Source organism: Paenarthrobacter sp. NPDC092416 (genome assembly GCF_044755025.1).
Classification (GTDB): domain Bacteria; phylum Actinomycetota; class Actinomycetes; order Actinomycetales; family Micrococcaceae; genus Arthrobacter.
In genome coordinates, this window is record NZ_JBIVQG010000017.1 from 1 (window position 1) to 13151 (window position 13151).

The 13151-nt window shown below is 64.5% G+C and carries 10 protein-coding genes; 5 read left to right on the plus strand and 5 right to left on the minus strand.

Annotated elements, in window-relative coordinates; translation table 11 throughout:
• Positions 1-259 precede the first annotated feature (259 nt).
• Together ACIQC5_RS21620 and ACIQC5_RS21625 are read right to left on the minus strand one after the other, a co-directional pair.
• On the minus strand, positions 260-664 hold the full coding sequence (locus ACIQC5_RS21620; protein WP_400287151.1) for a cupin domain-containing protein: 405 nt from the start codon (positions 662-664) through the stop codon (positions 260-262).
• Between the two features lie 35 nt (positions 665-699).
• Positions 700-1605: a helix-turn-helix transcriptional regulator gene (locus ACIQC5_RS21625; protein ID WP_400287152.1), complete on the minus strand. Its 906-nt coding sequence runs from the start codon at positions 1603-1605 to the stop codon at positions 700-702.
• 130 nt (positions 1606-1735) lie between these two features.
• On the opposite strand from ACIQC5_RS21625, the gene ACIQC5_RS21630 reads away from it, so the two are divergent.
• Positions 1736-2779 (plus strand): NAD(P)-dependent alcohol dehydrogenase, encoded by a 1044-nt coding sequence (locus ACIQC5_RS21630; protein WP_400287153.1) that lies wholly within the window; start codon positions 1736-1738, stop codon positions 2777-2779.
• 131 nt (positions 2780-2910) lie between these two features.
• Entirely contained in the window at positions 2911-5520 is a 2610-nt protein-coding gene (gene hrpB, locus ACIQC5_RS21635) for an ATP-dependent helicase HrpB (protein ID WP_400287154.1), read from the plus strand.
• Positions 5521-5538: 18 nt separating this feature from the next.
• Here the strand turns inward: hrpB and ACIQC5_RS21640 are convergent, their stop codons facing one another.
• Together ACIQC5_RS21640 and ACIQC5_RS21645 are read right to left on the minus strand one after the other, a co-directional pair.
• Positions 5539-7170: an amidohydrolase gene (locus tag ACIQC5_RS21640; RefSeq protein ID WP_400287155.1), complete on the minus strand. Its 1632-nt coding sequence runs from the start codon at positions 7168-7170 to the stop codon at positions 5539-5541.
• Positions 7160-8617 (minus strand): APC family permease, encoded by a 1458-nt coding sequence (locus ACIQC5_RS21645; RefSeq protein ID WP_400287156.1) that lies wholly within the window; start codon positions 8615-8617, stop codon positions 7160-7162. The genes ACIQC5_RS21640 and ACIQC5_RS21645 overlap by 11 nt, the downstream gene beginning before the upstream one ends.
• Positions 8618-8760: 143 nt before the next feature.
• On the opposite strand from ACIQC5_RS21645, the gene ACIQC5_RS21650 reads away from it, so the two are divergent.
• The 3 genes from ACIQC5_RS21650 (at position 8761) to ACIQC5_RS21660 (ending at position 12441) form a co-directional block, all read left to right on the plus strand.
• The gene (locus tag ACIQC5_RS21650; RefSeq protein ID WP_400287157.1) at positions 8761-9378 is read left to right on the plus strand and encodes a TetR/AcrR family transcriptional regulator C-terminal domain-containing protein; all 618 of its coding nucleotides are present in this window, start codon (positions 8761-8763) and stop codon (positions 9376-9378) included.
• A 32-nt stretch (positions 9379-9410) separates the two neighbouring features.
• Positions 9411-10190 (plus strand): M50 family metallopeptidase, encoded by a 780-nt coding sequence (locus ACIQC5_RS21655; protein WP_400287158.1) that lies wholly within the window; start codon positions 9411-9413, stop codon positions 10188-10190.
• Positions 10191-10356: 166 nt separating this feature from the next.
• Positions 10357-12441: an elongation factor G-like protein EF-G2 gene (locus tag ACIQC5_RS21660; RefSeq protein WP_400287159.1), complete on the plus strand. Its 2085-nt coding sequence runs from the start codon at positions 10357-10359 to the stop codon at positions 12439-12441.
• A gap of 3 nt (positions 12442-12444) precedes the next feature.
• Here ACIQC5_RS21660 and ACIQC5_RS21665 read toward each other — a convergent pair whose 3' ends face one another.
• A complete protein-coding gene (locus ACIQC5_RS21665) occupies positions 12445-13110 on the minus strand; it encodes an alpha/beta family hydrolase (protein WP_400287160.1) in 666 nt (221 codons plus the stop codon).
• Positions 13111-13151: the final 41 nt, after the last annotated feature.

The following is a 13151-nucleotide window of genomic DNA, read 5'->3' on the forward strand; positions in this document are numbered from 1 at the left end:
CGGATCATCAAAAACAGAGCGTCGCAATCATGCCGGGACCGGCAGGCCAGCACACCCACATCCTTCACCAGAAAGGGGCTACGAAAAAGGTAACGGGCGATCGGGAATACGCGACGGGAGGTGAGAGGGCGATCGGGAAAACGCGACGGGAGGTGAGAGGGCGATCGGGAAAACGCGACGGGAGGTGAGAGGGCGATCGGGAATACGCGACGGGAGGTGAGGGAGATCAGGAAAATCCGCGGGGACAAACCGCTCCGGATCACTCCGGGTAGCCGTACTCCTCCTCACCCACCAATTCGCCCCAGGTGGTCTCCGAGCCGTCACCAGCGCCAGTGGTCTCCCACATAGCAAGGTGGCTCATGAAATGATCCGGCGCAGCACCATGCCAATGCCATTCTCCCGGCGGTGTGTAAATGGTGTCGCCTTGGCGGATCACTTGGACGTCGCCTCCGCGTGACTGCACCAATCCGACGCCGTCGGTAACGTGCAGGGTCTGGCCAGCGGCGTGGGTGTGCCATGCTGTCCGGGCGCAGGGGGCGAAACGAACGATGTTGACGCGCATCCTTGAGGGTTCCTCGCCCTTGGCGATCACGTCGAAGTAGACATCGCCGGTGAAGAGGCCTGCAGGGCCTTTGGTGCTGGTCGTCTTGGGAGTGATTTCCATGATTCCTTTTTGTGGCGGAATGTTTAGTGGCGCAACTAGTCGTGATTCATGTTCCGGAGAGCTTCTTCGGGTTCGGGTGCAAGGGGAGTCGCGGCCCAGCTGGCAAGTAGCTTGAAGGCGTCGGCCGTGGGCGTACCTGGCTCTGCGTTGTAGACGGTCAAGGTCAGTCCGGCGTCTGCCGAGAACTCCATTGCTTCGTAGAGCATATGGAGTTCACCGACGATCGGATGGCGGAAGAATTTTTGCCCGGTGTAGTGCTGGCGAACGTTGTGCGCAGCCCATCGAACACGGAATTCCTCGCTGCGGGTGGACAGTTCGCCGACCAAATCGGTCAATCCACGGTCGTACGGGTCGCGTCCGGCCTCGGTGCGCATGATGGCCACGGTGTCGTTCGCGGCGCGTTCCCAATCAGGGTAGAAGTCGTGGCTGCGTTGATCGAAGAACAGGTATCGGGCAAGGTTGGGCGGCTCCGCCGCGTTGCCGCGTTGATCCGCATAGACCTCGGAGTAGAGCGCCCGTCCCATGGCATTGCTCGCCAGAATGTCCAGGCGGCCGTTGCGCACGAAGGCCGGCGAGTGCGTGATCGCATCAAGAGTGAGCTGAACGCCGGGACGGATGGCCTGTTTCCGCACCGGCCTGCGGCGCATCTTCCCGCCGTCGCTGGCCGCGCGGGCAAGGTCAAAGAGGTGGGAACGTTCGGCGTCGTCCAGTTGCAGGGCATTGGCCAGCGCCTCAAGGACACTTTCCGAGACACCTGAGAGGTTTCCTCGCTCCAGCCGGGTGTAGTACTCCACGCTGACACCTGCCAGGACGGCAACCTCGCCGCGGCGGAGCCCGGGTACGCGCCGGTTGCCGCCATAGGCGGCAAGTCCCGCCTGCTCGGGTGTGATCTTGGCCCTCCGAGTGGAAAGGAAATCACGCGTCTCGGTCCGATTGTCCATGCTTCCAACGGTATGTCTTCCGGGCGGTTAAGGGAGTCCCTGTCAGTACCCCTAACAGCAGTAACTCCTTCCATGTATCGGAACAGGGTTAGATGGGAACATCCAATAAAGTCCACCCAACAGGAGAAACATGCCTACGGCCAACGCTTACGCCGCCCCGTCCGCCACCGGAGACCTGACTCTGACCACCATCGAACGCCGTGAGGTGGGCGCCCACGACGTGCACATCGACATCAAGTTCGCCGGCATCTGCCACTCGGACATTCACACCGTGCGCGGTGAGTGGGGCCCGCAGCAGTATCCACTTGCACCCGGCCACGAGATCGCCGGCATCGTCACCGAAATCGGCCCAGCAGTCACAAAGCACAAGGTTGGCGATCGTGTCGGCGTCGGCTGCATGGTCAACTCCTGCAAAGAGTGCAAGAACTGTTTGGCCGGCGAGGAGCAGTACTGCCTCAACGGGAACGTCGGCACCTATGGTGCAGTTGACCGCGACGGAAGCATTACCCAGGGCGGTTACTCCAGCAACGTCGTCGTGAACGAAGACTTCGTCGTCTCTATCCCGGATGGGCTGGCCCTCGACGTAGCCGCACCGCTGCTGTGCGCTGGCATCACCACTTACTCGCCGCTGCGCCACTGGGGCGCAGGTCCCGGCAAGAAAGTCGCGGTGGTCGGCCTTGGCGGCCTGGGCCACATGGCCGTCAAGCTCGCCCACGCCATGGGCGCTGAGGTTACTGTGCTCTCGCAGTCCCTGAAGAAGATGGAAGACGGCCTGAGCCTGGGTGCGGACCACTACTTCGCCACCAGCGATCCGTCCACGTTCGAGACGCTCGCCGGCAGCTTCGACCTCATCATCAACACCGTCAGCGCCTCCATCGACATCAGTGCCTACCTGCAGTTGCTGACGCTCGACGGCACGCTGGTCAACGTTGGCGCTCCGGCCGAACCTCTGCCGGTAAACGTCTTCTCGTTGATCACGGGTCGCCGCTCGTTCGCCGGTTCAGCGATCGGCGGCATCCGCGAAACCCAGGAAATGCTCGACTTCTGCGCCGAGCACGGCTTGGGTGCCGAGATCGAGGTCATTCCGGCCAGCAGGATCAACGACGCCTACGAACGCGTCCTCGCCTCGGATGTCCGCTACCGCTTCGTCATTGACGCCTCCACCATCGCCTAAAGCTACCGTTCCGGGGCACCATCAGGCCGCGGCCCTTTGACCACCGTCAAGTGACTGACCAGCGTCAAGTCACTGACCACGGTCAAGGGACCGCGGCCTCGTGTGCTGCTCCCAGCAGGGACAATGGTCTGGTGACTTTCAGACTGGACATCATCGGAACAGGATTGGTCTTCGCTGATTCCTTCACGGACCTAGCCACCGCTTTGGAAGAACAGGGCGACGGCGGTACGGCAGTTGTGCAGGCACCGCCGGGTACGGGCAAGACCACCTTGGTGCCGCCGTTGCTCTCCAACCTCGTGGATAAAAGGCACCCGGGCCAGGCACGCGTCGTCGTGACTCAACCCCGGCGGGTAGCCGCGCGCTCAGCCGCGCGACGCCTGGCCTCGTTGGACGGCAGTCGGCTGGGTGGGCGCGTCGGCTACACAGTCCGCGGTGACAGCAAGACCGGCCCGGACACGATCGTGGAATTCGTCACGCCCGGCATCCTCCTCCGGCGCCTCCTCGCCGACCCCGGCCTTGACGGCGTTCACGCGGTCATCCTGGACGAAGTCCACGAGCGCGGTCTCGAAACCGACCTCCTCGTCGGCATGCTCGCCGAAGTCCGCGAACTGCGCGAGGACCTCACGCTGGTCGCCATGTCTGCCACCTTGGATGCCCCGCGTTTCGCGGCGCTGCTGGGAGGCAAAGCGCACGACGGCGGTCAGCCGGCGCCTGTTGTCGACTGCCCTTCCGCGCTGCACGCCCTGGAGGTCGCCTGGGTTCCGGGCCCCACCCACCGCATGGACGCGCGCGGCGTGGCGCGCAGTTTCCTTGATCATGTTGCAGATACCGCCGCCGCCGCACATGCCGCTGCCCTTGAGGGGAATCCGGAGGTCGACGCCTTGGTCTTCCTCCCGGGGGTCCGTGAAGTGTCCGACGTCGCCGCCAGGCTTCGCGCGCGGGTCCGGGGTGAAATTGAGGTGCTTGAGTTGCACGGCCAGATCGGGCCGGAGGCGCAAGACCGGGCGATCTCGGGCCGCGTGCCCGGCGGATCACCGCGGATCATCGTGTCCACAGCACTGGCCGAGTCATCCCTCACGGTGCCGGGCGTGAGGCTCGTCATAGATTCAGGCCTGTCCCGGGAACCGCGCCGCGACGCTGGCCGCGGAATGTCGGGCCTGGTCACGGTGTCTTGCTCCAGGGCATCAGCTGAACAACGCGCGGGACGTGCCGCACGCCAAGGACCCGGCAAGGTGGTCCGTTGCTACGACCAGAAGGATTTCGCCGCGTCTCCAGCCCACCAAACACCGGAGATCTCCGTGGCAGACCTGACTGGCGCGGCCTTGGTGCTGGCGTGCTGGGGAACACCCCGCGGCGACGGACTCGCCCTGCCGGACGCCCCGCCACGCGCAGCCATGGATGACGCCGTGGAAGTGCTTCGCGAGCTGGGAGCGATAACAATCCACGGCGCTGCCACCGATCTTGGCAAGACCTTGGCGCGCGTCCCTGCGGACCCGCGGCTTGCCCGGGCTTTGTTGGACGGGTCCGCCGTGGTGGGCCGGCGGGCAGCGGCGGAAACGGTCGCCTTGGTGGCTGGCGATCAGCGCGCACCCGGTGCCGATCTCACCAAGTTGCTGGGTTCGCTGCGGGCTGGCACGGACCCGGCCGCCAGGCGTTTCGCTGAGGACGTCAAACGCTTGGAAACGATCGCGCGTCAGGAGGCAGCCGCCGTCGTCCATCCGAAACCAACCTCGGACGTGACGGCAAGGGAGGCACCCGGCTTTGTGGTGGCGCTGGCTTTCCCGGACCGGATCGCCAGGCGCGTCCCCGGTGACGGCCCCGCAAGCTATCTCCTGACATCAGGCACCAGGGCCGGGTTGCCGGCAGGAAGTCCGCTTTCCGGGTACGACTGGTTGGCCGTTGCAGAAGTATCCCGTGCCCAGGGTCGGGACGCCGCCGGGACGGGCGCCGTGATCCGCTCCGCAGCACCGCTTTCGGCGCAGCTGGCGGAAGCGGCCGCGCCGGAGCTCCTCACCGAAACCGTGCATGCCACCTTCAGCGCGGGCCGGGTCACCGCCAGGCTGGAGCGACGGCTGGGTGCCATGGTGTTGTCCTCGACGCCGGTCCGACCGGCCGTTGAGGATGGGCGCCACGCTGTGGCCGAGGCACTGAAGAAGGCAGGCCTGGCCATGATCGGTTGGTCCGCCCCGGCTGATGCCCTGCGTAAACGGCTTGCACTGCTACACCGGGAACTCGGCAATCCTTGGCCGGACGTCAGCGAACAGAGCCTGTTGTCACGGCTGGACGAATGGCTTGGTCCGGAACTCGAAACCATGGCTACGGGCGTGCCCGCCAGCTCCCTTGACCTCACCGAAGCGTTACGGCGACTGCTCCCGTGGCCGGAGGCCGCCCGGATGGAGGGCTTGGTTCCTGAGCGCCTGGAAGTACCGAGCGGCTCACGGGTGCGGATCGACTATCCGGAGGTGGACCACGACGCCGGCCGGCCGGTTGTGGCGGTCAAGCTCCAGGAATGCTTCGGTTGGGACAGCACGCCGCGACTGGTGGACGGCAGGGTGCCGGTGCTCTTCCATTTGTTGTCCCCGGCCGGACGACCATTGGCGGTGACGGACGATCTCGCGTCATTCTGGTCCGGACCGTATTCCCAGGTCCGGGCAGAGATGCGTGGGCGTTACCCCAAGCATCCCTGGCCCGAAGATCCCTGGACGGCGCCGGCTACGGCCAAGACCAAAAACCGGATGTAACGGGCGCTGGCTGCGGGGCTATCCGAGCCGGTCCAGCATGAACTGGATCTCGCCATCCACGAACGTTCCGAGCACAGCGCCCGCAGCGAACTCATCGGGGGCCGTGGTCAGCGGGTCGAGTTCGAACGCTGTGAAGTCGGCGCGCTTGCCCACGGTAATTGACCCTGAAACGTCCCACTGTCCTGCCGCCTTGGCCGCGTGCGAGGTGTATCCCTCAAGGGCCTGCAAGGCAGTGAGGGCTTGACCGGGAGCGATGGGAACCTGATCGGGATGCCCGGAACGGCGCCGCAACTGGGCATCGGCAATGATCGGCAGGGGTTGGTACGGGGCGATGGGCCAGTCGGAGCCGATGCCGAGGACGACGCCGGCATCCCGGAGGTCCCGGCAGCGCCAAGCGTGATTTGCCCTTTCCTTGCCGAGTCGCAGGGACCAATTGTCGCTATGGTCGGCCAGCGAGTAGTGCGTGCAATGGGAGGGCTGCATGCTGGCAACGACACCCGATTCCTTGAACCGCGCCACCAGGTGGTCAGGCACTGTTTCGATGTGCTCAATCCTGTGGACGGTCCGGCGCAGCACATCGGAGGCTACAGATCCGCGCAGCGACTCCAACGCGTCAAGGACATGGGACACGCCCGCGTCGCCAATGGCGTGGGTGGCCGTTGGAATGCCGCGCGCGGCGAAGTAGCTGACAGCGGCAGTGTATTCCTCCGGCCGTGGCCAGAAGGGGGCGGTGGACTCGCCGTAGGTGTCCGGTTCATAGAGCCATGCGGTTCCGTTGTCCACGGTTCCATCGACGAACAGTTTGATGGCTTCGATGGACCAACGGCGCCCACCGGTTCCGATGCTGCGAGCCAACTCTTTCCAGTCAGCTTCGCCGGTGCCGGGCATGCACCATGGCGCCGTCCGAAGCCGCAGGGGCAGCTCGCCGTCGGCCTCCAAAGCGCGGAAAAGCGCTGATGATTCATCGCTGTGGTCCATGACGTGGCCGCCGGTGAGGCCTGACCGCGCGAAGTCCCGAAGGAGCGCGCCCAAGCGGTTCTTCCGCTCATCGAACGACTCTTGGGGCACGTACCGCTGGACAAGTTCAATGGCGGCCGCTTCCAGCAAAAGTCCAGTGGGAACACCCTCGGAATCGCAGACTACCTCGGCCGCCTGCTGGAACTCGTGCCGGCCGCGGATCCCCGCGATCTCCAGCGCCCGGCTGTTCGCCAAGGCGGAGTGCCCGTCGAACAAGCGCACTATTGCCGGCCTGTCGCCGGACACCTCGTCGAGCACGCGCCGATGCAGGGGAACGGTCCCGAAAGCATTCGGGTTCAGTCCCCACCCACGTAACCACCCGGCGTCGTTCGCGGCCTCTGCCCGGAGCAGCGCGCGGACCTCGTCCAGCGTTGTTGCGCCTGACAGATCGCAACCGATGGTCAGATCGAGCCCGAACACGGGGTGAATATGGCAGTCAACCAGGCCAGGGGTCAGGGTCGCGTTGCCGAGGTCCACCACACGGGTGCCGGCCTGCCGCCACTCGTGGGCGTCCAAGCGGCTCCCGATGGCGGTCACCAGACCGCCACGCACCGCTACGGCTTGGACGGGGTCACCGTGGCGATCATCGAGCGTGTGGATGGTGTCGGCAAGGACGATGAGGTCAGGAGTCATGGGTTTCAAAGCTTCCAATTCGGGCGAAGACGTCGGGGCGGGCGGTCCGCAGGCTGCGGGCAATGAGCAGGCCTGCCAGGAAAACGAGCGGCGCCACCAGCAAGAGGATGGTGTTGGTCAGGGCGTCGGCGAACGTCAGGAGTTCGATGTTGATGGCGATCAGCGCAACAACTCCGAAGAGCAGGATCGCCGATGCGATGCTCAGGGGCACTAGCATGCGGTTGGTCGCTGCGGCAGGGTTGCGGCGCAGATAGATGAAGGCGGCCACCGACACCAGGCCCTGCAGGGCAACGATGCCGAAGATGCCTGGAGTATTGACCCAGATGAGCAGCTGCTTGTAGGGGTCTGCTCCTGCGATGGCGCAGATGATGATAACAACGGCGGCCAGGACGGTTTGGATCTGCCCGGCACGGTGTGGCGACTTGTACTTGGGGTGGGTCTTGCCCAGGAAAGCGGGAAGGACGCCGTCTTTGGCGAGCATGTACACGTAGCGGTTGATGGCGTTGTGGAACGCCAGTTGGGATGCGTAAACGCTGGTTACTATCAGCACATACATGACTACCTCGGCCCACGGACCAACGTAGTGGTTGATGGTGGCGAAGAACATGCCATCGGCCAGTTCACCGGCGGCGGCTACCACATCGCCGTCACCGTAGGCCTGGATGACGGTCCACACGATGAAGGCGTAGAAGACTGACATGAAGCCTACGGCGATGTATGTTGCGCGGGGCACGGACTTGTCCGGGTTGCGGGCTTCGCGCCGGTAGAGAACGGTGGATTCGAAGCCCATGAAGGCGGCGAAGCAGATGGCCAGGATGGCAAGGACTCCCGGGGTGAAGGCATGTTCGGGAAGGAAGGACGTCAGGCTGATGCCCTTGGCGCCGCCGCCGGCGAGGATGCCTGCTCCCATGATGGCCAAGATGGCCGTCTCGGCAATGAGCAGGACGCCCAGGACTTTGGCGCCGACGTCGATGCCCCGGTAGCCCAGGAACCAGACGGCTGCGATCGCGACGAGCGCCACTACGGGCCAAGGTACGTCCAGTCCGAACAGGACAAGCAGCATCGCCTGGGTTTGCACGGCGAACAGGCCGTAGACGCCGATTTGCAGGCAGTTGTAGGAAACGATCGCCAGGATGGCGGAGGCCAGGCCGACTGTCTTGCCCATGGCAAGGGTGATGTACGTGTAGAAGCCACCTGCGGCTTTGACGTGGCGCGTCATGGCCATGAAGGAGACGGCGAAGACCAACAGCACGGCACCGGCAATGACATAGCCCATGGGGGCGCCAATGCCCCCGATACCGATGGCAACAGGGGCCACGCCAGCCATGACGGTCAAGGGCGCTGCCGCGGAGATCACCAGGAAGGCGATACCGCCGGTGCCGATGGCATTTCGTTTGAGCCCGTTTCCAGCATCCGCTGCTGGGGGTCGGGTTTCGAGATCAGACATGGGGGTCCTCTGGGTCAATGCGGGGAGTTTGGAGGTTTATAAGCGAAAGGCTTTCGTTTATCGTAGAGCCTTGTGATCCCCGGCACAATACCTGTGGGCAAAGTTCTGGTTAGAGTCGTAACAACAACTGATTGGAGACCTCAATGCCCCGCCCCTTGGTTCCGCTGATTTCCATAGACGCACTCGTCTCGGCTGCCTTGGAGTTGGTGGACGAGGCGGGGGACTTCAGCCTGCCAAAACTGGCCAAGAGGATCGGCGTCAGCCAATCGTCCATTTACAACCACGTCAGCGGACGCGAAGAAATCCTTGAGCTCATGCGTGGCCGGATCATTGCCGAAAGCCCGTATGCCGTCCACGAAGGCCAGGACTGGGAAGCCGCCCTGCGGACCGTAATCCGCAGCTACCGCGACGCGTTCGCCCGGCACCCACGCCTTGCGCCCCTTCTTGTGCTGCAAACCGTCCAGGAGTCCCAGGTTCTGTCCCTCTACGAAAACCTGGCAGTTGCCTTGGAAGACGCCGGGTTCCGGGGACAGGACGTGGTGTCCGCCATTTCCACGATCGACAGTTTCGCGCTGGGCTTCGCCCTGGACCTGGCAGCTCCCGACGTCGTGTGGGCACCTCCCGCCGAGGGTTACCCCACGCTTAGCCGGGCGCTCACTTACGCTGGCCCGTCTGATCAACGCGGCGAGCGGGCCTTCGACTTCGGCCTGGAGATCCTGATTGCGGGACTCCGCTCCCGACTGCAGTCGACGGCAGCCTGACTCCCAGACTTGTTCCGTAGGATTTCCCGTTGATGAGAACCGTGATCCACCGTGGCATTGGCACAGCAACCGAACCAGGAAACCTCGCGGAGGCGTGGTGGCTTGCCGTAGTGCGTGGGTTCACCGATACGCACACCACCGTGGTGCCCCTGCCGGCCCTTCTGGGCATCCTGGCGTGCGCCGTTGTCCTCAGCATCCCGCGGGTCACCTGGCGTTGGTTCGGTCTCTACGTCACGTTCGTCCACGAACTGGGCCACGCTTACGCCGCGCTCATGACGGGCCGATTTGTGCATGGCCTGCGGATCGGGCTGGATCATTCAGGACGTCTGGTCAGCAGCGGCCGCGGCAACTTTGGCGCAGCCTGGTCCGGGTTCTGGGGCTATCCGGCACCGGCCGTGGTGGGGCTCGCCCTCATTGGCGCCGTTGCCGCCGGGCGTTCCGGCGCCGCGATGTCGGTGGGCGCGCTGATCCTGCTGGTTTCCCTGATTTTCCTGCGGAACCTCACCGGGATCCTCGTGGCCGTATGTAGCGCGGCCATCGCCCAGGTGCTCGTTTTGTTCGCGCCGCCCACCACGGTCAACTACGTTGTCCTGGCCCTTGGCATCGCCCTTTCCGTCGGTGGCGTGCGCGACCTGTTCAAGGTGGCCGGCGTCCACACCCGCCGTCGCGACCGCCTGGCCGCGTCGGACGCCTATATTTTGGGCCGGTCCACGGGCGTCCCCGCGTTCGTCTGGTTGTCCGGCTTTGCGGTGGTCATCACCGGATGCGCGGCGGTCTCCGCATGGTTGTTGTGGGGAATGCTCTCCACCTAGCGCGCTGCCCATGGTCCTCGTGCAGAGGCGCACGACGCCGGACTGGCAACTTTTGACCGCTGGTGGCTCTTGCCGTGTGGTCGCCTGAGGGTGTCCAATCCTCTTACACGTTCGAACTTTTCGCGCGTTCGAACTCCGAGCTTGGATACGACACCAGGAGGTGCTCATGTCCGCGAAGGGCACACGCGAGACGGCCAAGGCTGCCGGCCCCGGAACTGCCGAGACCAGGCGCAGCGAGAATGGGACGGTACTTGCGGCCAGCGATCCTGCGAAGATCCGCAACGTTGCGCTTGTGGGACATTCGGGCGCCGGCAAGTCCATGCTGGTCGAAGCCTTGCTGGCCGCAACCGGAGCCATCACCAGGATGGGGTCCATCAGTGAGGGGACCACCGTCAGCGATTCGGACCCGTCAGCCATCCATCAACAAAGATCCGTCACGCTCACGGTCGCACCGATCCTCGTTGGCGACATCAAAGTCAATCTGATCGACACGCCAGGGTACACCGACTTCACCGGGGAACTGCGGGCAGGGCTCCGGGCCGCCGATGCAGCGCTCTTTGTCGTCTCAGCCGTCGACGGCATCGACGGCGCAACGGTGGCCCTCTGGAACGAATGCGAAAAGATCCGCATGCCGCGGGCAGTGGTGGTCAGCCGCCTGGATCATCCGCGCGCGGACTTCAGTGCCGCCGTCGCCAGGTGCCAAGAGGCTTTCGGCGACGCCGTCCTGCCGCTCTATCTACCGGGTGACGGGGGACTGCTGGCTGTACTCCATGGAACCGGCAACGGACCCGCGGTGGAGGAAGTCCGGGGCGCGTTGATCGAAGGGATCATCGCGGAGAGCGAAGACGAAACGCTTATGGACCGCTACCTCGAAGGCGGGGAGCTTCCCCTTCAGGACCTGATCAGCGACCTCGAAACGGCCGTGGCCCGTGGATCGTTCTTCCCCCTGCTTCCTACCTCTGCCGAGACCGGACTCGGACTTCCGGAGCTGATGTCGTTGCTGACCGAGGCCATGCCGTCACCTCCGGAGCGGGCGATTCCGCCCGTGATGCAGCTCGACGGTTCTGCCCTGCGTTCCCTTGAGGGTGACCCGTCGGGGCGACTGGCCGCGGAAGTCGTGCGAACCACCGTTGATCCGTTCCTGGGCAGGGTCTGCCTGGTCCGTGTTTTCTCGGGCACCCTCCGCGAAGACTCGTCGATCCATATTGGCGGGCGGGGCCTGGCTGACCGGGGACATGAGGATCACGACAGCGATGAGCGCGTTACTCATCTTTATGCGCCCGTGGGACAGAGCTTGAAGGCCATTCCGTATTGCATCGCCGGAGATATTTGTGCCATCAGCAAACTGGCCAATGCCGAAACGGGCGACACCGTCTCGGATAAGGACTCGCCTTTGCTGATCGAGACGTGGAGCATGCCGGAACCCTTGATGCCAATAGCCATTGAGGGGGCTTCGCGCAGTGACGAGGACGCGCTGGCCAAGAGTATGGGCAAGGTTGCCGCCGCCGATCCGACCCTTCGCGTGGAGCGTAACCCGGACACGCACCAGCTCATTTTGTGGTGCATGGGCGAGGCGCATGCAGACGTAGTGCTGGACAGGCTGCGGGCCCAAGGGGTCAAACTCCAGACAGTGGAGGTGATCACACCGCTTCGCGAAACCTTCGCGTCCAAGGCGACCGGGCACGGAAGGCATGTTAAGCAGTCGGGCGGCCACGGGCAGTTCGCCATCTGTGACATCGAGGTTGAGCCGCTGGCACGCGGCGAGGGATTCCTGTTCGCCGACAAGATCGTGGGCGGGGTCATTCCGGGGACGTTCGTTACTTCAGTGGAGAAGGGCGTGCGGGCCCAGATGCTCAAGGGGGTATCGGCCGGATTCCCCGTGGTTGACATCAAAGTGACCCTCGTTGGTGGAAAGACCCACAGCGTGGATTCCTCGGACGCAGCGTTCCAGTCAGCCGGAGCCTTGGCTCTCCGCGAAGCCGCGGCCACCGCCAAGATCCAACTGCTCGAACCCGTATCTGCCGTGGTCGTTAGCGTTCCCGACGATTACGTGGGTGCGGTGATGAGCGACCTCTCCACCCGGCGGGGGCGCGTCACCGGGACTACTGCAGCCAACGGCGAAGGAACGGAGATCAGCGCCGAAGTCCCGGACCAGGAACTTCTTCGCTACGCCATTGAACTCCGCGCCCTCACAGCAGGCACCGGGCGTTTCCGCCGGTCCTATCTGCGGCACGAACCCGTGCCGAAGTAGCCTTCAGGCGTTGTCCCTGAGGAAAGCCGCCACCGCAGGCGCGAGCGACGCGCCAAGCTCGGCGCTAGTGCGTTTGACGCCCTTTACGGCGAACGAATGGTCCGCATCTTCGCTCCACTGGAGCGTCGCCGTCGGGCCGATTTTGCCCACCACGGACTCAAGGAGTTCCGGAGTCGCGAAAGTGTCCCGGGTGCCTTGGAGGAAGAGCATGGGGACGGTCACGCCATACAAGTGTTCGTCGCGCAGCTTTTCCGGCTTTCCCGGAGCGTGCAGCGGATAGCCCAGGTACACCAAGCCTTTGGCGCGCATGCCTTCCGCTACGGCCATGGAGGCCATCCGCCCACCGAAGGACTTTCCGGCAGCCCACAGCGGTCCGTGCTCTGCCAGTCCGGCGGCCTTTTCCATGACCGCCCGCCAGGTAGCGATGGCCAGCGGGGGACGATCCGGGAAGCGTCGGCCTGCTTCCCGGTAGGGAAAGTTGAAACGCAGGGTCGCAACGCCTTCAGCTGCCATGGCTTCGGCGAAGCCCTGGAGGAAGGGGTGCTCCATGCCGGCCCCGGCGCCGTGGGCTACCACCAGGGTCGCAAACGACTCGTCGGGGCTCAGATAAAGTCCGGACACCTCGGTATCACCGACAGCAATGGTCACAGGGGTTTCAGTGTTTGGCATGTATCCATCATGGGGCAGCCGCGACGTCCCGCCGGGCACAC